Source organism: Acetobacter tropicalis, from assembly GCF_030644465.1.
GTDB lineage: Bacteria > Pseudomonadota > Alphaproteobacteria > Acetobacterales > Acetobacteraceae > Acetobacter > Acetobacter tropicalis.
On sequence record NZ_JAUYUW010000001.1, the window covers coordinates 254,330 to 275,784 of the forward strand.

The 21,455-nt window shown below is 56.8% G+C and carries 21 protein-coding genes; 11 read left to right on the forward strand and 10 right to left on the reverse strand.

The genetic code is table 11. The features are described 5' to 3' along the window. Positions 1-44: 44 nt before the first annotated feature. Positions 45-1,367, reverse strand: a complete 1,323-nt coding sequence (locus tag QWU00_RS01185) for a zinc ribbon domain-containing protein (protein ID WP_304651017.1) — start codon at positions 1,365-1,367, stop codon at positions 45-47. A 275-nt stretch (positions 1,368-1,642) separates the two neighbouring features. Between QWU00_RS01185 and QWU00_RS01190 the strand changes: the two genes are divergently transcribed. From QWU00_RS01190 to QWU00_RS01200, 3 genes are read left to right on the forward strand one after another with little or no spacing between them, the layout of a single operon-like run. Next, on the forward strand, positions 1,643-2,314 hold the full coding sequence (locus QWU00_RS01190; RefSeq protein WP_035381130.1) for a cell division ATP-binding protein FtsE: 672 nt from the start codon (positions 1,643-1,645) through the stop codon (positions 2,312-2,314). A 3-nt stretch (positions 2,315-2,317) separates the two neighbouring features. Then, positions 2,318-3,301, forward strand: coding sequence for a cell division protein FtsX (locus tag QWU00_RS01195; protein ID WP_035381132.1), 984 nt, complete (start codon positions 2,318-2,320; stop codon positions 3,299-3,301). Between the two features lie 53 nt (positions 3,302-3,354). Further along, the gene (locus QWU00_RS01200) at positions 3,355-3,918 is read left to right on the forward strand and encodes a YdcF family protein (protein ID WP_035381134.1); all 564 of its coding nucleotides are present in this window, start codon (positions 3,355-3,357) and stop codon (positions 3,916-3,918) included. A 23-nt stretch (positions 3,919-3,941) separates the two neighbouring features. On the opposite strand, the gene QWU00_RS01205 is transcribed toward QWU00_RS01200, so the two are convergent. From QWU00_RS01205 to fghA, 4 genes are all read right to left on the reverse strand, one after another. Then, the gene (locus QWU00_RS01205) at positions 3,942-5,789 is read right to left on the reverse strand and encodes a hypothetical protein (RefSeq protein ID WP_187668670.1); all 1,848 of its coding nucleotides are present in this window, start codon (positions 5,787-5,789) and stop codon (positions 3,942-3,944) included. Between the two features lie 165 nt (positions 5,790-5,954). After that, entirely contained in the window at positions 5,955-7,034 is a 1,080-nt protein-coding gene (locus QWU00_RS01210) for an IS5 family transposase (protein ID WP_007397870.1), read from the reverse strand. A 49-nt stretch (positions 7,035-7,083) separates the two neighbouring features. Beyond that, complete coding sequence (locus tag QWU00_RS01215; protein WP_035377783.1) at positions 7,084-7,383, reverse strand: hypothetical protein; 300 nt, start codon at positions 7,381-7,383, stop codon at positions 7,084-7,086. A gap of 213 nt (positions 7,384-7,596) precedes the next feature. Continuing rightward, positions 7,597-8,493 carry an S-formylglutathione hydrolase gene (gene fghA, locus QWU00_RS01220; protein WP_052051139.1) on the reverse strand — a complete coding sequence of 299 codons (897 nt, stop codon included), beginning with the start codon at positions 8,491-8,493 and terminating at the stop codon, positions 7,597-7,599. Between the two features lie 281 nt (positions 8,494-8,774). Between fghA and QWU00_RS01225 the strand changes: the two genes are divergently transcribed. The 3 genes from QWU00_RS01225 (at position 8,775) to QWU00_RS01235 (ending at position 12,062) form a co-directional block, all read left to right on the forward strand. After that, positions 8,775-9,650: a bestrophin family protein gene (locus tag QWU00_RS01225; RefSeq protein WP_035377779.1), complete on the forward strand. Its 876-nt coding sequence runs from the start codon at positions 8,775-8,777 to the stop codon at positions 9,648-9,650. A 79-nt stretch (positions 9,651-9,729) separates the two neighbouring features. Continuing rightward, positions 9,730-10,320, forward strand: coding sequence for a CarD family transcriptional regulator (locus tag QWU00_RS01230; protein WP_035377777.1), 591 nt, complete (start codon positions 9,730-9,732; stop codon positions 10,318-10,320). 116 nt (positions 10,321-10,436) lie between these two features. Continuing rightward, positions 10,437-12,062 carry a tetratricopeptide repeat protein gene (locus QWU00_RS01235; RefSeq protein WP_035377775.1) on the forward strand — a complete coding sequence of 542 codons (1,626 nt, stop codon included), beginning with the start codon at positions 10,437-10,439 and terminating at the stop codon, positions 12,060-12,062. 109 nt (positions 12,063-12,171) lie between these two features. Here QWU00_RS01235 and QWU00_RS01240 read toward each other — a convergent pair whose 3' ends face one another. After that, positions 12,172-13,578, reverse strand: coding sequence for a penicillin-binding protein activator (locus QWU00_RS01240; protein ID WP_035377824.1), 1,407 nt, complete (start codon positions 13,576-13,578; stop codon positions 12,172-12,174). On the opposite strand from QWU00_RS01240, the gene rsmI reads away from it, so the two are divergent. Beyond that, complete coding sequence (gene rsmI, locus QWU00_RS01245) at positions 13,572-14,537, forward strand: 16S rRNA (cytidine(1402)-2'-O)-methyltransferase (protein ID WP_035377773.1); 966 nt, start codon at positions 13,572-13,574, stop codon at positions 14,535-14,537. The genes QWU00_RS01240 and rsmI overlap by 7 nt on opposite strands. Before the next feature lie 79 nt (positions 14,538-14,616). Here rsmI and QWU00_RS01250 read toward each other — a convergent pair whose 3' ends face one another. Both QWU00_RS01250 and QWU00_RS01255 read right to left on the reverse strand, forming a co-directional pair. Further along, positions 14,617-15,834: a BaiN/RdsA family NAD(P)/FAD-dependent oxidoreductase gene (locus QWU00_RS01250; protein WP_052051144.1), complete on the reverse strand. Its 1,218-nt coding sequence runs from the start codon at positions 15,832-15,834 to the stop codon at positions 14,617-14,619. Between the two features lie 7 nt (positions 15,835-15,841). Next, positions 15,842-16,510, reverse strand: coding sequence for a glutathione S-transferase family protein (locus QWU00_RS01255; protein ID WP_035377771.1), 669 nt, complete (start codon positions 16,508-16,510; stop codon positions 15,842-15,844). Between the two features lie 169 nt (positions 16,511-16,679). Between QWU00_RS01255 and minC the strand changes: the two genes are divergently transcribed. From minC to QWU00_RS01275, 4 genes are all read left to right on the forward strand, one after another. Then, the gene (minC, locus tag QWU00_RS01260) at positions 16,680-17,378 is read left to right on the forward strand and encodes a septum site-determining protein MinC (RefSeq protein WP_035377769.1); all 699 of its coding nucleotides are present in this window, start codon (positions 16,680-16,682) and stop codon (positions 17,376-17,378) included. Between the two features lie 146 nt (positions 17,379-17,524). Beyond that, positions 17,525-18,340, forward strand: coding sequence for a septum site-determining protein MinD (gene minD / locus QWU00_RS01265; RefSeq protein WP_006557037.1), 816 nt, complete (start codon positions 17,525-17,527; stop codon positions 18,338-18,340). Next, entirely contained in the window at positions 18,337-18,657 is a 321-nt protein-coding gene (gene minE, locus QWU00_RS01270; RefSeq protein ID WP_006557036.1) for a cell division topological specificity factor MinE, read from the forward strand. Before minD ends, minE begins: the two co-directional genes overlap by 4 nt. Positions 18,658-18,669: 12 nt before the next feature. Then, on the forward strand, positions 18,670-18,816 hold the full coding sequence (locus QWU00_RS01275) for a hypothetical protein (protein ID WP_156105399.1): 147 nt from the start codon (positions 18,670-18,672) through the stop codon (positions 18,814-18,816). Between the two features lie 51 nt (positions 18,817-18,867). On the opposite strand, the gene QWU00_RS01280 is transcribed toward QWU00_RS01275, so the two are convergent. Both QWU00_RS01280 and QWU00_RS01285 read right to left on the reverse strand, forming a co-directional pair. Next, positions 18,868-19,557 carry a GntR family transcriptional regulator gene (locus QWU00_RS01280; RefSeq protein WP_006557034.1) on the reverse strand — a complete coding sequence of 230 codons (690 nt, stop codon included), beginning with the start codon at positions 19,555-19,557 and terminating at the stop codon, positions 18,868-18,870. Beyond that, the gene (locus tag QWU00_RS01285; RefSeq protein WP_035377767.1) at positions 19,554-21,344 is read right to left on the reverse strand and encodes an ABC transporter ATP-binding protein; all 1,791 of its coding nucleotides are present in this window, start codon (positions 21,342-21,344) and stop codon (positions 19,554-19,556) included. Before QWU00_RS01285 ends, QWU00_RS01280 begins: the two co-directional genes overlap by 4 nt. Positions 21,345-21,455 lie beyond the last annotated feature (111 nt).

Sequence of the window (21,455 nt, forward strand, 5' to 3'; positions counted from 1 at the left end):
CTTTCACCTCCCTCCTTGAAGGCTGGGAGGCGAAAGCTGCCTTCTTAGCCAGCCTGATGCAGCCGCCCCGCAGCGGGCCACACATGAACAATGGCATTCCACCAATGCCAACCGGCTACCAGAACAATGATCGCCACAATAAAACTGGCAATCCACGCGCGCCGCCAGAAAACGTCCCTCACCATCATATCCCGCAGGCTACCCGCGCCAGCTACCCGCTCGGCCACTCCGGCTCCAGCGGCCTTTACTTGCTGATAAGCTGATGCAGCCTCCTGCTGGAATGCACGTGTCGCACCTGTATGACCGGCTGGCTCTTTGACAGCCTCCGGCTGCCCAGCGGCAGGCTCTGCATAGACCGGCGCAGAAACGCTTTGCTCACTACCGACCAAAGGCTCACCGCGGACTGTCTCAACGGGAACCGCGTCTTCCGGAGGTGCCGGGATGGGTGGAAGCTCGGAGACAGGCGGCGCAACCGGTGAGGAGGGTTCAGTATGCTCTCGGGGGCGCTCTTCCTCTGCTGGCAGTTGGACTTGGTGCCCCTCTTCCGTTGCGTCTTCCGGGGCAGAAACCACTCTCGCTGGCTGAGAAGTGCCCCAAGCAGGTTTAGGCCACGCTGAGGTCACTGAAGACACAGGGGGCACAGGAGAGGCCGGTGGCTTCTCAGTTTCCTGCTCGCCCTTCGGTTCTTCTACAGCTTCCTGTGCGGGCGGCGCTGCCTCCGGTTTTGGAGCAGCCGGAGTAACGGCCTCAGGCTCAGGCTCAGGCTCAGGCTCAGGCTCAGGCTCAGGCTCAGGCTCAGGCTCAGGCTCAGGCTCAGGCTCAGGCTCAGGCTCAGGCTCAGGCTCAGGCTCAGGCTCAGGCTCAGGCTCAGGCTGCCGGGGAACGAAAGAGACTGCAACCTCTTTCGGGGTATCTTCCCCCACTTCTGCCGATTCAACAGAAAATTCTGCTTCTGGCTCTACAGGATGAGGTGCTTCCTCCTCAACAGGCTCTGCTGGCCGAGAGGGTTCGGCCTCAGAAGATGTGGGCGCACCAGCGCGGCCTTCAAAACTTGCAGGAGGCGAAGAAGGCTGGCGTTCTGTAACGGGCAGTGTGTTAGCCGCGTTCTGCTGGCCGGCTTCCTGAGACGCTGAGAAATGAGAGGGCGCATCAGACTGGGGCGCAGCATGGCCAATCTCTGCCTCGGGCGATGGTGCACGCGCGGCAACAGGTTCTGCCTGCGGCGTGTTATGGGATGCGGCCTCCTCTACTGGAAGGTCCACGCGCCATTTCACGCCGCAGGCAGAACATTTTAGCGTGTGCCGTTTGGCCAGTAGAGCCGCAGGGACCTGATAGGCAACGCCACATGAAGGGCAAACAATTCTCATCAGTACTCTCTGTCATGCCGTAGCTGTCATGGCACGCGCTATTCAGCCAATACCTTGCGCATCTACCTGAAAAGCAGCTTTCCAAACATCCTCTTTAATACAAGAGGCTGCCCTCCATGCCAGAGGGGATTTTACACAATCCCCGTTAAATCCGTTCTCGCCACTCTCTTTGCGGCTTATCATCGACAGTGCAGGCTGCTCTCCGCTACTATCAAACCCATGCATCACGTCGCCCAGATCACGCCGCGCCTCAGCGCCCAATCCATTTTTCTCTCATGATCCGCCTGCAGAACGTTTCATGGCGGCGGGAACGCAAGAATGGTGCTCCGGTCCTTTCGGGCCTGTCCTTTTCGGTGCCACAGGGCGGCTTTCGCTGGCTGCTTGGACCTTCTGGCGCGGGTAAAACAAGCCTGCTCAGCCTGCTGCATGTAGAAAGCCTGCCGACAGACGGCAGCATGGACATTCTGAACAAGACCGTAACGGCAGAAGCCCCACGCGCCGCATTGATGCGCCTGCGGCAGCGAATCGGGATGGTACATCAGAACTACCGACTGATGCCCGATCTTTCCGTGGCCGATAACGTAGCCCTTCCCCTACGCCTTCAACATCGCCCGGAAGAGGAAATAACGGATGAGGTGCACGCCATCCTGAAATGGGTGGGGCTGGGAGAACGCGTAAACGTACGCGCCTCACGCCTCTCTGGCGGTGAGCAGCAGAGAACCGCCATAGCGCGTGCCATTGTCCACCGGCCCGGCCTTATTCTGGCGGATGAACCCACCAATGCGCTGGAAGAAACACAGGCGCATAAACTGCTGGACCTGTTTGGAGAACTCAGCAGCATGGGCACAACCGTGATTGTCGCCACCCATAACGAGGCCCTGGTTCGCCGCCTGCCCCAGCCATCCCTCTACCTTGAACGGGGCCGGCTGGTGCGGGAGGGAGACTGACCCATGGCGCTCCCCTTTTCCGGCCGTAAGGACGGCCTCTCCCTTTCAGAAGCTCTGCCGGACAGAAGCCTGTTCATTCTGGTAGCCATGATGAGCTTTCTGGCAGCCCTCACCCTTACAGGTGCAACAGGCGCACGCGCATTGTCTGCCCGTTGGGCTGGCGGCGCGGCCCAATTGCTGACCATTCAGGTTTCTGCCCCGGACCAACCCGCACCGGCTACCGCAACGCCTCCTCAGAAAACGGCCACGGGGCCGACTCCCACACCCCCCCCTCAAACGCAAACACGGGCGGACGCCGTGCTGGCGCGCCTTTCCGCCTTGCCCTCCGGGACGCAGGTTCACAGACTGAGCAAAGAAGAACTTGCACATCTACTGACACCTTGGCTGGGGGATGCCAGCAACAGCGCGCTTCCTCTGCCTGCCGTAATAGAAGTGCGTCTGCCCGCCGGTGCAGCCGCTCCGGCAGATCTGGAGCAGACCCTCAACGCTCAGGTTCCAGGCACCCTTGTTGAACATAATGCCGAGTGGAGCACCCGGCTGCGGGCACTGGCTGATAGCCTGCTAGCCTGCGCCGCGCTGGCGCTTGCCACCGTAGGCGGGATTGCCGCCATGATTACCGGGCTTGCAACCCGCACGGGGCTTTCCACCCGCCGGGATATTATTGAAATTCTGCATGGGCTGGGTGCCACGGACAGCTACATTGCCGGACGTTTTGCAGGACGCACCGGCGGCCTTGCATTGGGAGGCGGCATTCTGGGCACCTTGCTGGCTATCGCGCCGCTTGTCTTCCTGTTCAGAATGGCGGCTCCGTTTGCCGTCTCTTCTCTTCAAACAGCCAGCACCGCCATGCCGGACTGGCGCTCCCTTCCCGGCATGTTGCCACAGGATCTGCTTATCGGGCTTGCGGGGCTACCGTTTGTTGCTGCCTTTATTGGCTGGATGACCACACAGATCATGGTCCGCATCTGGCTCCGCCGCATGCCATGAAGGCCTCCACTCCCCCCCAGAGAACCGCACCCCGACGTTCCCGCTTGAACCGCATGCTATGTGGTGGGGTCCGGTTGGGGCTGTTGGTGCTCCTTTGTATGGGCGTAACATTCGGCTGGTTTGCATATGATGCCCTACAGCCCGCCCATTCGGTTCCCCACACGGACGGCATTGTAGCGCTCACGGGCGGGCAAGGCCGCATAGACATGTCTTTAAGGCTGCTCCGGCAAAATCAGGCCGAGAAACTGCTGATCTCCGGGGTGGACCCACAGACGGGCCGTGATGATCTGCTTCCCCCCATGCCAGCCCCCCTGAAAGAGCGCATTACGCTAGGCTATCAGGCACGTTCAACCATTGAAAACGCGGCAGAAACCGCAGCCTGGGTTGCAGACAACCATATTTATACCCTGACCGTTGTAACCGCTGGCTATCACATGCGCCGCGCCATGCTTGAGTTAGGCCGTACACTGCCGGGCGTGACGCTATACGCATACCCCGTCAAACCGCCTGCGTTGGAACATCCACTGAAAAGCAATACACTCCGCCTGCTTCTGACAGAATATCTGAAATGGCTGGGGGCTCTGGCGGGCATGGTTCATAATCCCTCCAGAGTATAACATGCTACTCGCCAGCACGTGGGTCAGGCAACTTGCACTTGCAGACCAGAAACAGGCTTTCCTGCCTGCTGCCGTTCACGCCACAGGAAAACGCCAAAAAGGATCAGCCCCAGAAGCGGGCTGAATAATGTATATTTCCATGTTTTGGGAAAATACGAGACTGTTAATTCCCCCTGACAATGGGGAGGAACGGTGACAGACAGCAACATTTTTCTGTAACCTGACACGTCAACCTTGCAGGCCAACCCGTGGGCACTATACCCCGGCCAGAACTCGCGTGAAAAAACCATGGTAATGGCGTTTTTTTCGTCAGGGATCGCCAGTTTTATGGTGTTGTTTGCCTCCTTGGAAACAGAAACCGCTGGAGCGCTGGCATAGGCTAAAGAAGACGAATATGTCTTCTGGCTCATCGCATACATCATACCTCGGGGCCCTGGCAAAACCCTGCCAAATCCACAGCGTTTCACAGCATCCAGCATATTTCCGTTACCCAGCACTATGGTGCTGACACCAAACATGCTCAGCAGACACTGATTACCAAACTCCGGTATCTGCTGGGTTAGTTGCGGGAGGGACGCATTCTGATCCAGCAATGTGTGCGGAAGAGAATGCACCAGAACTTGGTCTATGTATTTCTGCCCGTTGGGAGAATAACCATTGGCTGTTTTCACATCATAATAGCCAAACTGAGAAGAATTGATATCTGCCAGTTCATGGGCATCATGATATCCCCATCCGGAAAAGGACATCACAGAACCGCTGAGATTAAGGTTTGAGAGATTTTCGAGTTTTTTGGGTAAATCAATCTGATACATGTATTTTTCTCCCACGCCAGACAACGTGAAAAACATGATCAGAACACTTGCCAACGGCACCACAAAAAGAGGGAGAGACGTCTCTGTCTTGATGGCCTGTTTTTTGATGAAAAACAGATAGGCGCACAATACCAGAACCAGGCTGAAAAAATCAGCCATTAGCAGATTTTTAAATTCAAACGCACAGATAGAATAAGATATTATTGCTGACACTATCAAAAAATAAAAAAACGCTCTTTCTCTTCCTTTGGTCACCACTATTTCAAAACGGTCCAGAATGTAGAAGGAAATCACATTCACCATAAGCGTGAAAAAAGGGAGAAAGCGTATGGAGTACCGTAACATTCCCGATTGCGACGGCATCTGGCATAATATTAAAAACACCACTGAACAGGTGAAGAGTATTTTCAACACCGGGTCATTCAGCTTTATCTTTGAAAAAAAGACCGGAAATATACAGAAGACAGATGCAAACCCAAACGCAACGCAAACGGCTCTGTATCCACCAAAATAATTCATATGCTCGAAATATGTTGGGGAAAACGCAAACAGCATTTGGGTAAGGCTTGGTACCAGAAAATTGTTCAAATTATCCCAACCGGAAGGCCTTACAATAAAATCGCGTAAATACAGAAATTCTGAATAGACGGGAACGGCGCACAGCCCAGCGCACAACGTTGGAACAACCAACGCGATGTTTTTCTTGAAATTCTGCCTCATGACAAACGCCAGAGAGCAGACACCTATGACCAGATAGCCAATAAACCCATGAGGCCACCCTGATAACAAAAGCAAAAAAACTGAAATGAAATTAAAAACATAACTGCTTAGAGAACGTTCTTTTAAAAGAAAAAAGAAAGATGCAACCGACAACATGGCAAGGGCATGTCCATTGGCGGCGTTCCACCATGGACCAGCGTACTGGTATAAAAACATGGCATTTGCAGGCAGGGAAAACCCCAAAAGCACTGAGATGTTTTTCTTAAGCCCCAAAGACTGACCTATAATATAGCCGGCAACAACCAATACAAAAATATCAAGGACAGCAAAAAACACGCCTGTTGAGGTAACAAGGGTGTTTGATGAGGTGGAGGGATCGAAGAACCGTTGATTGATGTGCTTGGCGGGTAATTTCTGGCTTTTGGCGATTTGATTGACGGTTTTTGCGATGGCATCCGGTCTGCGTTTTGAGCAGATTGGGAGCTGTTACCCGCTTGATAGCTACGCTGTGGTGCTGATCCGCTGCAGGAAGAGGAAGCGGCGCATGTTGTAGACGATATTGGCCAGCCCGATCCTCATGGTGGCCCGGGTAATACCGACAGTTCGGATGAACAATCCCGTCTGTGATTTCTGGTCGGCAAAAACATGCTCGACACGCGAGCGGATCATGGACTTTCCTGCATTGGACCGCTGGATATGGAGTGGCATGGGTTTGAGATGCGGCTTCTTCCTGTGAACCTTTGAGACAAAGCCATGCTTTTCCATGAAGTCTTCATTGGCTTTTGAGCGATACGCTGTATCAGCCCAGACGCTTGAGGCCGTATTGGTTTTATCCAGCAGCCCCTCTCTCAATCGCGCACCATCACTGGCGGCGGCATCCGTCGTCTTCCATTTTCGGATGAACCGAAACTTCCGATCGATGGAGACGTGGGATTTGTAGCCAAAGAACGGGATGGCAAGATCGCTGGATGGCATGGTTCCATCATCCTGCTGCTTCGCCTTCGTGAACTTCAGCGTCCATCGTGCATGCCTGTCCTTGTGCGACAGTTTGGAGGGCTTGTCCTGCCAGTCTTCAGGAATACGGCCTGCTCGCAGATCCGCTTTCTCTGCGTTTGTATTGCGCTGCTTCGGAGCCGCTACGAGCGTGGCATCCAGGATCTGGCCTGACATCGGCAGATAACCAGCGCTGCGCAGGGTCGCATCAAAGCGCTCAAACAGTCTTTCAATGGCCCCCGCCTGTGTCAGGCGTTCACGGAACAGCCAGATTGTTTTGGCATCGGGCACCCGATCTGAAAGTCCCAGACCAAGGAAACGCATAAAGGAGAGGCGATCGTTGATGAGATACTCTGTCCGCTCATCAGACAAATTGTTGAGCGTCTGGATCACCAGGATCTTGAACATCAACACCGGATCAAATGGCGGTCGCCCGCCCTTGCTTCCATCTGAATAGGCCAGAGCCTTCTCCAGATCAGGGCGGAACACCTCAAAATCCACAGTCCGGGAAAACGCTTCAAGCTGATCGCCAAGACCGCTCAAACGAGCAAGCCGCTCTTCAACATCAAAGAAACCAGGCTGTTTCATCTTCCACCATCCCCAATCAACGCCGAAGAAATGGAATCACACAAAATACTCAGAGCCAAGAGGTTTTTCGAACCCTCCAGGTGATAAGAGAAGCCACTATGTTGTGCGGTGCAAAAATAGCGCGTTGCAGTTCCACCATGGCGTTGCTGCCAACCAGAATATTCTTGGCAATGAAGGGTATCTCCCAATTCCGCCAGGACTCTCCATATTGCCGCATGAACCCCAGATATTCATTCTGGGAATCATCTTCTGTAAAAAAATATGGATTATTTAAAGTTGCAGCAGCAACAATCACAATCGAAAATATAAAGAAATAAAAATATACGTTTATATTTTTTAAAAAACGCATAAAATTCTCCGACACATTATTATATCTATTTTTGAGGACCATACACACGCGGTTGCCGGACGCAAGATAACCGAACTAAAAATACTCTATCAAAAAGAGGCGTCCATTTTCTGGGAATAAAGTTTGATTATAAAATAATCACTTATGCCTTTTTACTTTAAAGGGTTCGAGAGAGCAGCCATTTACAGCCGCACTCCCTCACCTGAGCCGTTGTTACCGCACCGCCTTCAGAACAGCCGCATGATACCGTATGTGATCAGCAGCAAAGCTCTGCACAAACCAGTATGAGTGATCATATCCATCATGCTCGCGCAAGGTCAGAGCCTGACCGGCTGTTTGTGCCGCAGTTGCCAGATGCCATGGTTGAAGTTCGCGTTCCAGAAACTGGTCGGCCTTTCCCTGATCAACCAACAATGTGGAGGGGTGAGTATGGCCATCCTCCAACAGGCACACGGCATCATACGTGCGCCACGTTGCGCGATCTGGCCCAAGATAATTGGTGAAGGCCTTCTCACCCCACGGCACCTCGGCGGGGTGCACAATGGGGGCAAAAGCCGAGACAGATTTCCAGAACTGCGGAGCCCGCAATCCATGCACAAGCGCTCCATGCCCTCCCATGGAATGCCCCGTGATACCACGCCGCGCACCATCCAGCGGAAAATGAGCCTCTACCAACCGGGGCAATTCTTCACAAATATAGTGCCCCATTCGGTAATGCTTCCGCCACGGCTCCTGTGTGGCATCCAGATAAAATCCGGCTCCGGTTCCAAAGTCCCAGTCTGTATCTTCTCCCTCAACGCCTGCTCCGCGGGGAGATGTATCCGTCGCCACAAGCGCCACCCCTAATCTGGCAGCCTCCGCCAGGGCATCCGCCTTGATGAAAAAGGTCTCTTCCGTGCAGGTCAGTCCGGCCAGCACATAAACAACGGGCACCGGGTTTGCGGTATCTGCACCGGGCGGCACAAACACGGCAAAACGCGCTTCAAGCCCCAGAACGTTTGACTGATGGGTGTAGAAACCAACCCGTCCACCATGACACACATGCTCCGAGCGCGTCTCGATTGTTGTCACCACCCTCTCTTCTCCCTTATTCTCGTCCTGTCGCGCCATGGCTTGATCCTTGTGCCACGTATTCCGTCCCCGCTCGTCCGGGCTGGAAGGCGGAGCAGGAGCCCCTTCCTGTTTTTTGCAGCATAGCAACTCACAGGAAAATCTGTTTCCATCATTTTCGTGCCACACTGAGCATGAACAATGTCTTAATGAACACGCTGAACGCATGACAAAGCTGTAACATGGACAGAATGCGCCCCTTCAGGCAGGAAACCGTAAGCGTCCTTCCAAGTTACTGTGTCTTCTTTTGAACCATAACAACCATAATGGAGACTATCTGGATGATCGTTGACCAAAGGATCGGCTTGCGGATTATCAGCAAAGAGATCCTGGGGGTATTCCTCCTCATGGCAGCATGGGATTGTGTCGTGGTTGTCCTGTTTCAGGTATTCCATCAGGAATGGATGGAACTTCCCAGCCTTCCCACATCGCTTATCGGCTCTGCTCTCGCCCTCTTCATGGGTTTTCGCAGTAACAGCGCCTATGCCCGTTGGTGGGAGGCCCGCACCTTGTGGGGGTCCATTACCAACAACTGCCGCTCCTTCAGCCGTCAGGCAGGGACATTGCTGGGTGATCGACCAGATCTGATGTTCGGCATTGCCGCCTATCCTCATGCCCTGCGCGGTGCATTGGGGAATGTTGATGTCTCGACTGATGTCAAACGGCTGCTCCCACCCAACATGCTCAAGGGCATTGAAGGCTGGCGTAATCAGCCCAATGCCATTCTCTACCAGTTGGGGCTTGGCGTAAGCGAGGAAGTGGCCAAAAAAGGCATTGATGGCGCCGTACATGGGCAAATAGACCGTATTCTGTCTGATCTGGCCAACGCTCAGGGTGGACTGGAACGTATCCGCAATACGCCGCTTCCCATGCAGTTTTCCGCCCTACCGCGTGCACTGGTAAACATTTTCTGCATTATCCTGCCTATCTCCATGGTCCAGACTCTTGAATGGATTACGCCACTGGGGTCTTCCCTTGTGGGTATGCTGTTTCTGGTGCTGGACAAAAGCGCGAACGATCTTCAGGAACCCTTCGCCAGCACACCGCATGCTCTGCCCATGGCGACCATGGCCCGCACCATTGAAATTGATACCGTACAACCTACAGGCCTTGGCTCTCCGCCGCCGCTCACCACCATCAAGGGCATTCAGTCCTGAAAGCAGCATCACGCGTCCCCAAGGCCCTGTCTGCCCTTATGGAAGACAGGGCCACGAATTTATGGTATAAGCCTTGGCTATGAGCACATTCAGAACCACCCCTAAAGGCGGCGTGACAGATGCAATGGCACGCACGGCCGCAGCAACCACCGCAGCCCAGGCCAAAACCAAGATCAAGGACGACGACCCCTTCCAGGAGGGTGACGCCATTGTCTATGCGGCCCACGGCGTAGGGCGCGTGGACCGTATTGGCGTTGATGAAATTGCCGGCACGAAGCTGGAAGTGATCCAGATTTCCTTCCCCGGCAACCAGATGACGCTGCGTATTCCGCTAACCAAGGCCCGCAAGGCCGGTTTGCGCAAGATTGTCTCACGCGAAATTGTTGACAAGGCCATGTCCATTATCAAGGGCAAGCCGCATGTCAGCAAAGGCATGTGGGCACGGCGTGCCGTTGCCTATCAGGAAAAAATCAACTCGGGTGATCTGGTCCAGATTGCAGAAGTACTGCGTGACCTGCGCCGCAATGTGGACAGCCTGGACGGCAGCTTTAGTGAACGCAAGCTGTTTGAAGCCGCACAGGAACGTTTTGTGGCCGAAGTTGCAGTACTGGAAAAGAAAGACCCGGCGGATGTTCTTTCTTCTCTGACCGAAGTTATGAAAGCAGCCTGATACGGCCTCTGTCATAATCCTGAAAAACCCGGCTGGCATGCTGCCTTGCCGGGTTTTTTCTTACCTGCTTCTGTTTTGCTTTCCCGCAACGCATCTGGACGATACATAAGAGAACCATGACGCGCCCTGCTTCTTCTCCCACCCTGAGCCATCCTGACCAGACCACGCTTCGTCGTGCCCTGAGCGAGATAAAAGCCGGTCATTTCGAGGCTATGCTGGCTGTTCTGCAACCCTACGCCAAGCTGGATGAGCCGCAGATACAGACCCTGCTCGGCCTGTGTTACGCGGGAACGTATGCCCCACGGAAAGCTGCGGAACTTTTCTGCGCGACCGCCACCAAAAATCCGCTGGCGCAGCATCCGTTGCAGGACCTCAGCGAGATCATGGTGGCGCTGGACCGTCGGGAAGATGTGCTGCCCGTGTGCCGGGAAGCCCTGAAACTCACCCCCAAGGATGCACGAGTGCTTGAAGCACTTGGCGGCATGCTGGGCCAGATGGGGCAGTTTGACGAAGCGCTGGAGGTGCTGCGTGAAGCCGTTGCTCTGCGCCCAAACAACACACTGGCCGCCAATCTGCTGGCTATGGTGCTGGCAGAAAAAGGGGATATGGAAGGCGCGCTGGACGTTCTTCAGGCTGTTAAGGAAGAACACCCCGATCACGCGGGGACATTGTCCAATATCGGGTGCGTTCTCTCCAACATGGGGAAACTGGAAGAGGCGTTGGATTTCTACCGCCGCGCCATTACTTACCGCCCGACCAATGCTCAGATCCGCCTGAACCACTCCATCACCCTGCTCAAGGCAGGCCGTTACGCTCAGGGATGGGCCGAGCATGAATGGCGCTTCAAGCTTCCCGGCCATACCAGCCTGCCACCTGAACAGCTCATGCCCTCGCTTGGTCCGAACACGGATATCCGGGGCAAGCGTATTCTCATCACGCAGGAAGAAGGGTTGGGCGATACATTAATGTATCTGCGCTATATTGAACCCTTGGCCCGGCGCGGAGCCATTCCCCATTTGTGGGTGCCGGATACGCTGGCAGACCTGTGCCGCCGCGTAACTGGCGCCATCGAAGTGCAGGTTGGGGGCGATGTTCCGGCTTATGACTGGCATTGCCCCTTCATCAGCCTCCCCCGCGTTTTTGCAGCCACGGAAGATGCAATGGGCGCTTCTGTTCCGTATCTGAAAGCAGATCCGGACAAGATAAAATATTTCTCCACCTTTCTGCCACGCAACCGCAAGCTGAATGTGGGGTTGGTATGGGGCGGCGCACCGCGCCCCAATCTGGTTGGCCCCTACATGGTAGACCGCCGCCGTTCCATGAATCTGCACACGTTGGCTCCCCTTGCCGCTGTGCGCTGCATCAACCTCATCAGCCTGCAAAAAGGCCCCTATGCTGAGCAGATGTTGGACCTACCGGAAGATATGGTGCTGTATGATCCAACGGATGAATTGCACAGTATGGATGATACGGCAGCCCTCATCATGTCTCTGGATGTTGTGGTGTCTGTTGATACGTCCTGCGTGCACCTTGCCAGCGCACTGGGCAAACCTGTGCTGATGATGGACCGCTATGATAATTGCTGGCGGTGGCTCCATAATCAGACAACCAGCCCATGGTATCCGGACCTCCGCATTATTCGTCAAAAAGCCCCCCGCGAATGGGACGGCGTTGTGCAGGAAGTGGTTCAGAGCCTGACACATATGGTCAAACAGAAACGGACCGGAACCAAGGCTCGGTGATCTCCTTCGCTCACCATTCTTCCAACCATCAAAAAAGGCGCCTCCTGCCGGAGAGCGCCTTTTTTATTAGCCCGCCAGCCCGAAGCTGACGGGGCCTGCAGGTGATCTTTTAGCCGGAAACATCAGTCTTCAGGCTGGAAGGCGCAATGAGCTTTGCGCCACTTCCATTACCAATCACTTCAAATACACCCAGCGCCCGGCGCGTGCGCCCGTTGGGCTGCAAGGTGAACGGACCATCCACACCTGCAAAGCCTTCAGGCCGTGTCAGCACATCTGCGGGGTAGCCCGATGGGGCAACCTGAGAGACGGTTTTGGCCACCATGGCGGCGTCATACGACAAATCAGCCAGAGGCCGCGGCATATGGTGATTCCGCGCCAGAAAACGGCTGGCAAATGCCTGACGGGAAGACGGGTCCGGTGCCGCATACCAGGCCCCCTTCAGTGCTCCCAGCTTGGTGGCAAAAGCGGACCACAGACCCGGCCCCATAATCCGTACGTTGCTGGCAGTAACCTGACTATCATTCAGGGCGGTAATGACATTTTTCAGCCCAAGCCCCGTATCCCCCAGCAGCAGGGCATCAAACGGAGGAGGAGAAAATGCAGCCGCCGGGGGTGCTGGTGCCGCAGAAGGCGTAGCCGCCGTGCTTCCATCGGGTTTCAGGGCCGCGGCAAGATCAGACGGCAAGGGCTTTTCAGCATCCGCCACGGCATCGGCTGCGGGTGCACCTGTATTGGGTGTTGTGGTTCCGGAGGTTGCGCGGGATTCTGAAAGACGTGTGTCATAAGAGGAAAGCTGACGCATCTTCTGCGTAATACTGTCCACACTGCCTGTATGGTACAGAATGGCAGGCGCATTCAGCCCCTGATCCTGACATGCCGTAACAAGGCCATTCCCCAAAGCGCGACCCAAGGGATTATCCGGCAGCAGCGCTGCAAAACGATGACGCCCTTCCTTGCGGGCGAGTGCGACAAGCCGCTCCACCTGATCTTCCGGCGTAATGCCCATCACCCATACGCCTGCACGCGCCTGAGAGACATCACTGGTAAACGCCAGCACAGGCACGCCAGCATTCTGTGCGGCGGGAGCTGCCGCTGCGGTATCACCGGCTGTCAACGGGCCAAGAAGAATACCATCCCCTGCGGCCAGCGCGGCAGACGCGGCAGCCGCAGCCCCACCAACCCCGGCAGTGTCATGCACATCCATGGTGGGCGCGCCCGCAGCCGGAGCCGCAGTTGCCCCAGCGGGTGCAGGCGCATCGCTCAGGGCAAGAGCCGCGCCAGAAAGAAGTTCACGCCCCAAGCCAGCGTTCGGGCCGGTCAACGGCAGCAATACACCAACCTTATGGCTTGCTTTTGGAGCCTGCGCGCCAGATCCTGCCGAGCCAGACTGATCCGCGCAGCCTGCCAGCATAAGCCCCACCGTGCCCAAAACAGCCATTCCGGCCTTGCGCGCCGCGCGGTTTGCCGTCAGACCACCCGTGGGTGCTCCAGACAGGAAAGAATAGGCGCGTGTCATCATCCAGTTCGTCCTCCGAAAACAACCGGTCTGAGGCACAGTGCGACCGGGACAGTCTCCTCCATAGCGAAGGAAAAGCCTCAAGTCATGCCCCGCGTGCGTTCAGCCTGACTCTGGTGGCAACGCCCATTGGCAATCTGGGAGATTTCAGCCCCCGCGCGGCACAAGCGCTGGCGGAAGCTGATCTGGTGTTGTGTGAGGATACCCGCACAACAGCCCGCCTGCTTTCCGAAAACAGCATTTTCGCCCGCACGGAAGCCCTGCACGAACACAATGAACGCCAGCGTGTGCCTGCACTGATAGAGCGTTTGCAGAACGGCACGCGCATTGCCCTTGTTTCCGACGCGGGCATGCCTTTGCTGTCTGACCCCGGCTACCGGCTGGTGCGCGCCGCCATCGAAGCCGATATTCCGCTGACCGTCATTCCCGGCCCCAATGCGGCATTGACGGCGCTGGTGCTCTCCGGCCTGCCCCCGCACCCGTTCATGTTTGTCGGCTTCCCGCCGCCACGCTCCGCCGCCCGGAAGGAGGCGTTCGCCAAACTGCATGCCGCCGAGCGCGCCGGGCTGGCCGCCACCCTTATTTGGCATGAAGCCCCCCACCGGCTAGCTGAAACACTGGCGGACATGGCCGAGATTTTTGGTCCTACCCGCCCCTGCGCCGTGGCACGCGAACTCACCAAACGGTTTGAGGAAGTCAGGCGCGCGCCGGTAGCTGATCTGGCCGCCTTCTATGCCGAAACACCGCCACGCGGTGAGATCACCGTCCTGCTTGGCCCTGCCGAAGCCGAAGAAACCAGCGCGGATGATCTGGACACGACACTGCGCTCCCTACTGGAAACCCACTCTGTAAAAGACGCAGCCGCCCTTGCTGCCACCGCCGCAGGCCTGCCCCGCCGCACGGTTTACGCCCGCGCACTGGAACTGGCCGCAGAACGAAAAGCCCAAAATCAACCCTAACAAGGGGAACGAAAGACCCATCGGCAAGGGAACATCCAACAAAGGCAGCCGTGGCCCCCTGCGGCCCCTAAAACCACCTTTAGCGGTTCGCGGCTACAGCTTCCCCGGCGGCGTGGCCGCTGGCCCATGCCCATTGAAAATTATAGCCGCCCAGCCAGCCGGTAACGTCTACCGCTTCGCCGATAAAATACAGGCCGGGTACCTGTTGGGCCTCCATGGTTTTGGAGGAAAGCGCGCGCGTATCCACTCCGCCGCGCGTGACTTCCGCCTTGGCAAAGCCCTCCGTGCCCGTTGGGTGCATATCCAGCCGATGAATATGCTCGGCCAAAGCGCGAATGGTTTTATCTGCCCACTCCACCACAGGGCGATCCGGCGCATACTGGCGCGCCAGTTCCTGCGCCAAGCGCTGCGGGAACCAGCGGCTCAACACAGCAGGCCCGCGCATTTTGCCTTTGCTGGCCTTGACCTCCGCCAGCAGGCGGCCACTGTCCTGTCCCGGCAATAAATCAAGCCGCACGGGCTGCCCCACCTGCCAGTAGGATGAAATCTGCAACAAAGCAGGGCCGGACAAGCCGCGATGCGTAAACAGAAGCGCTTCTTCAAACGCCACTTTGCCGCAGGATGCCTTGACCGGTAGGGAAACCCCGGCCAGTTCCTTTACCCAGCTTTCCGTGCCCGCGCCGAATACCAATGGCACCAGTGCAGGTTCTGGTGTGATGACTGGCAGACCAAAATGCCGTGCCACGTCATACCCAAACCCGGATGCCCCCAGCTTGGGGATGGACAGGCCACCCGTTGCCACAACAAGTGCAGCAGACGTGAACTCTCCTGCTGACGTCCTGACCCGAAATGCCTCGGCACGACTGACGTCCGCCACCCGCACATCCGTCAGCAAGCGCACGCCTGCCGCATCACATTCGGCAAGCAGCATTTTGACAATGTCACTGGCGGAATTGTCGCAAAACAACTGGCCGAGCTTTTTTTCGTGCCACGGAATTTTATGGGTTGCGAGCAGCGCCAGAAAATCCGCCGGGGTGTAGCGGCTCAGAGCAGAACGGGCAAAGTGCCTGTTCTGGGACAGAAAACATTCGGGTTTGACATCCCGGTTGGTAAAATTGCACCGGCCTCCGCCAGAAATGAGAATCTTGCGTCCCGGCTCTGGCGCATGATCCAGCACCACAACCCGGCTGCCGCGTCGGGCTGCGGTAAAGGCGGCCATCAGCCCGGCTGCGCCAGCGCCAATCACCACCACATCTGGCGTGCGCCATATGGCCTCACGCCGTTCAGGTAGGGTCACCAGCCGCTCAGAAATCAAGATTGGCGTAATAGTCGGGCGGCGTGATGCCCGCCACACGGTCCGTCAACAGCGGCCGGAAACATGGGCGGGACTTCATGCGGGCATACCAGTCTCGTACCGCCGGGATGCGGGACCAGTCTATGTCCCCAATAAAATCAAGGCTGGATAGATGGGCCGCTGCGGCAAAATCCGCCAGAGACAGGAAATTCCCGGCCAGCCAGTTCCGGTTTTCCGCCAGATGGTTCACGTATTTCAGGTTCGGCTTCATGGCCGCGTAACCTTCACGCAGCACCGTGCCATCGGGGTTGCCCCGACCGCTCAGGCGCTTCATCACACGCTCGCCAATAAAGCGGTTGGTCACTTTTTCAGCAAAATAACCATCAAACCACGCCACAAGGCGGCGCACTTCAACCCGCTCAGCCAGCGTGCGGCCCAGCAGCGGGGTATCGGAATACGCTTCTTCCAGATACTCGCAGATCACGTGAGAGTCTGGAACAATCAGGCCATTGTCTTCCACCAGCACAGGCACCTGACCTGCCGGGTTCATGGCCAGAAATTCCAGACGCTCCTCCCACACCCGTTCAATAATCGCTTCAAACGGCAGGCGTTTTTCGCCCAACACAAGACGGACCTTGCGGCAATAGGGAGAAATGGGGAGATGAAAAAGGGTACGCATGACGCAGATTTATGACATTGTCTGCGCCTGCACCAGAGGATAAATCATATCTTTCATCATCAAATATGCGCGGCCACCCTGCTTGTGTGGCATACGCTCGACAGATCGGCCTCCCCGCTATACTCCTTGCGCCATCCCGTTTGACCTTACCCAGCGAGATCCCCAACCCTTGTCCGGCACGCCATCCTCCCCTCCCCGTATCCGTCTTTCCGGCAGATCCTTTCTGGCGCTCACGCTCACGCCTGAGGCACCTCTGGCAGACTGGCTGCACGCACTTGACCTGCAACTGGCCCGCTCTGCCGGTTTTTTCTCCGGCAAACCCATCATCCTTGATCTCAGCCTGGTGGACGTCCAGACCCCGGATCTGGCGTATCTGCAACAGGCGCTGGAAGAGCGGGGCGTACGCCTGATCGGCATTGAGGGAGCAGACCGCTCCTGGCCTGCCCTTGCCGGGTGGAACTGGCCCGAGAGCTTTATTGGCGGACGGTCTTCCGGCAACATCGATATTCCGGAAGATGATGTTCCCGCCCCACCTGCCCCCAGCACACTTTTGCTTGAAGAGCCCATCCGCTCTGGCCAGCATATTGTCTGGCCGAATGGGGACGTGATCATTCTCGGCTCCGTGGCCTCCGGGGCGGAAGTTTCTGCCGGTGGCTCCATTCACGTTTATGGCGCACTGCGTGGGCGAGCCATTGCGGGCATTGGGGGCCATGCGGACGCCCGTATTTTCACCCGCCATCTGGAAGCGGAACTGGTGGCGATTGATGGATTTTACGCCACAGCGGAGGAAATGGACGCTGAACGGAGCGGAAAACCCACGCAGGTTGTGCTCTCCGGAGAGACGCTCACTTTCCACCCGATGGCATAATTACGGCATTTTCCTTAAAAAGAATGTAGATTGAGTGAATATTCTGCATTCCATTTTTGACCGCAGATTGTAATCTTGCCGCCAACACGGCCGTCACACCCTGATTGATGGCAAGAATGGACTAAGACGAAAGAGGAATAAGACGAATGTCAAAGGTTCTGGTCGTCACGTCAGGTAAAGGTGGGGTGGGTAAAACCACCACAACCGCAGCCCTGGGCGCCGCACTGGCCAAGGGAGGTCAGTCTGTTGTGCTGGTGGATTTTGACGTCGGCCTGCGTAACCTTGATCTGGTTATGGGGGCGGAACGCCGGGTGGTGTTTGACCTCATCAACGTTATTCAGGGCGATGCCAATCTGGCTCAGGCGCTGATCAAGGATAAGCGGGTAGACAACCTCTCCCTGCTGCCTGCCTCCCAGACACGGGACAAGGATGCCCTCACGTCAGAAGGTGTCGCCAAGGTTATTGATGAACTGCGCAAGAAGTTTGACTGGGTGATCTGCGATAGCCCGGCAGGAATTGAACGCGGCGCACAGATGGCCATGTATCATGCCGATGTGGCGGTGATTGTCACAAACCCGGAAGTATCTTCCGTGCGTGACAGTGACCGCATCATCGGTATGCTCGACAGCACGACCGCCAAAGCCAAGAAAGGCGAGAAGCTGGAGAAGCACCTGCTCATCACCCGGTATGATCCGCAGCGCGCCGCGAAGGGAGACATGCTGGGCACGGATGACGTGCTTGATATTCTCTCCATCCCGCTGCTGGGCATCATTCCAGAAAGCGGGGACGTGCTGCGTGCTTCCAACGTAGGCGCACCCGTCACCATTGCCGAGCCGGACAGCGCGCCCGCCCGTGCCTACACGGATGCAGCCCGCCGCCTGAATGGTGAAAAACTGGAAGTGACCATTCCGACCGAACGCAAAGGCCTGTTTGACTGGCTGTTCAAAAGGAGAGTTGCATGAGCTCCTTCCTCTCCAACATCTTCAAGCGCCGCTCTTCCGCTCCGGTTGCGCGGGATCGCTTGCAGATCCTGTTGGCGCATGAACGTATTTCCGTGGGGGATGGCAAGGACGATCTGCTGGCCCAGTTGCACCGCGAAATCATGGAAGTCATCAAACGCCATGTTGCCGTTGATCAGGACAAAGTTCAGATCAAACTGGATCGGGGTGCGCAATATTCCACGTTGGAAATTGATGTGGAAGTTCCGGGCCTGACAGACGGCAAACCGGCAGCCCCTGCCAAGCCTGCACCGGATAAAGCCAAGGCCAAACCAGCCTGAGCAGACACGGGCATGAGTGTTTATGAAAAAACCAGCAGAGGAACCTCCTTTGCTGGCTTTTTCATTCTTAAAGATAACGTCCCGCTCTGCCGCTACAGCAAAAATAGCCAGAACGGATTTTGCAATCCGGTCGGCCATCCAGTGCGCGAAAACGGGTAGGCTCTTGTTCCGCCATAGATGCCGGACAGAACCTGACACCCGCCTGCCTTCTTATGACGGCAGTAACGGCTCCAGCCAGGACTGAGCCTGTGCAAAATCGCGCCGCATGGCTTCCGCTGCTTTTGTAACGTCATGCTCACGAAAGGCCGACAGTAGTTGCAGATGCGGGTGATTTTTATCCGCCGGGCTAATGTCCGGCAGACCATTGGCCGCTGCATAGATCGGTCCGATCCGCGTCCATAACCCGTGCATGAAGCCTGCTGTCAGGGTCAGGCTGGCAAAGTCTGCCACCGCACTATGGAAAGCCGCGTTGGCAACGGCCGTGCCATGCGGGTCTCCAGCCTCATACGCACGGATGAAGTCGTTATGGCATTCTTCCAGCGCGGCAATCTGCTCTGGCGTAATACGCTCTGCCACATTCCGGGCCAGTCGCTCTTCAATATCTGCCCGCAGAGCATGGATTTCCACAAACACCGCGCGGGAAATAACAGGCACACGCGCCGTATTACGCTCATCCAGTTCCAACGCCTGTTCGGACACCAGCCGCAGCAGAGCCTCACGCACCGGCGTAGGACTGAGCTTGAGAGAGGCCGCCAGCGGCCGCAGGACCAGCCGGTCCCCCCCACGATACTGGCTGTGAATAAGCCGTTCGCGTATCTGCTCATAGGCGTAGGCCGCAAGGGCTCCCCGGCCAGTCCGCCGTTCCGTAAGGGGAGTAAGAGCTTCATCCTGCAATATCATGCGTGCGCTACCTGCTTGCTCAGAAAATACCTGTAAGGACCATCCTGCTGTTCCAGCACTGCGGGAGGTCCATCTTCCACAATCCTGCCGTCCTGCATCACGACAATTCTATCAAAGTTCCGCAAGGTGGAAAGCCGGTGTGCCACGGCAATCACGGTTCGGCCCATCATAAGCCGGTCCAGCGCCTTCTGCACATGCTCTTCGCTTTCCGTATCCAGTGCGCTGGTGGCTTCATCCAGAATAAGGATGGGTGCGTTGCGCAGAAAGGCGCGCGCGATGGCAATACGCTGGCGCTGCCCGCCTGAAAGCTTGACGCCCCGATCCCCCACAATGGTCTGAAACCCCTCCGACATGGCCTCAATAAATCCGGCGCATCCCGCCGCCATGGCTGCTGAGCGCACCTGCTCATCCGTCGCATCCGGTCGGCCATACCGAATATTTTCCAACACGGACCGATGCAACAGAGACACATCCTGCGGCACAATGGAAAGACAAGCGCGCAACGCATCATCCGTCAAACCGCGAATATCCTGCCCATCTATCAGGATCTTGCCAGACTGCACAAAACGCAGGCGCTGCAACAACGCCAGCACGGTGCTTTTGCCTGAACCAGACCGCCCCACCAGCCCCACGCGGCTGCCTGCCGTGATGTGCAGATTGAAATCCGACAGCACAGCCGTTCCACCAGGATAGGCAAAATCCACATCCCGAAAGGCCACATCGCCTTTCACTGGCCCTTCCATCTCAGTGGCGTCTTCAGCATCGGGCATGTCATGCGGCACCAACAGGGCGGAAAGCACTTCAGAAAGCCGGGCGTTATGCTGGATGGTTTCCACCAAAGACATGGCGAGGTCTCGCGTGCCGTGCAGAATGGCAAACCCCAGCGTAATGACCATGACCACCTGCCCCACCGTGGCCTGCCCCCACTGCCACAGCAACACGGCCCAGATCAGCAACCCGGTTGTGAGAACGGCAGTCAGGGCCGCGTGAATCATCCGCAGGCGTTCCATGTAACGCAGGGACTTGAGCCGCTGCCCCATTTCCCGCTGAGCCAGCGCATTGAAGCGTTGGCGTTCCCGCCAGCGCATGCCAAATGCCCGCACAAGCGCGATGTTGCCCATGACGTCCAGCGTCTCGCCTTCCAGTCCGGCGGCGGCCTCCGCATACAGCCCGTGCAGGGATCGCCCCCGCACCGCCAGCCGGAACATGAGAAAACACAGACCGGACGCTGTGATGACAGTAGCAGCCCCCATCACCCAACTGACGGACAGCATGAGCGTAACGGACAGCACCACATTCAGCGCAGGAGGCAGCACATTCCACGCAAGCATGTTTTCAATAATAAAGCTGACATTGCCTGCCGTGGCGATACGGGTTGCCAGTGATGTCGGCATACGGTCTGCAAAATAGGCGGGAGAATGCCCCGTAAGAAAACGAAACAGATCCTGCCGGATATCACCTGTAACCGCCACAAAAGTGCCAGATGCAAACCAGCCTGCCACACGCCATGAAAGGTTATCCGCCACAATCAGGCCAATCAGCAGGCCAACGGCTCCCCACGCGGCATTGGTGGACGCGCCGTGTGGAATGCTGGTCATGATATCCACCAGATGCCGGATGCCGTAGGAGGACATGACCGAACACCCAATAGCGGCCGCCACTGCGCCAAACACCATGCAATGAGCAAAGCCCCTGCACCGCATGTACCGCAGCAGAAACCGGACAGGATGCCCTGCATAACGGGGCAGATCCTTGTCTGGCACCATAATGGCAAGCTGTTCCTTCATGCGCCTCAGACCCTGCCCGGCAAACAGGTAGTGGGGACCGTTTTCTCACCCCAAGGCATCTGGCAGCACATTCTTCACGCTCCTCCACTCTCGCGGCGCTCAGGCCCGCAC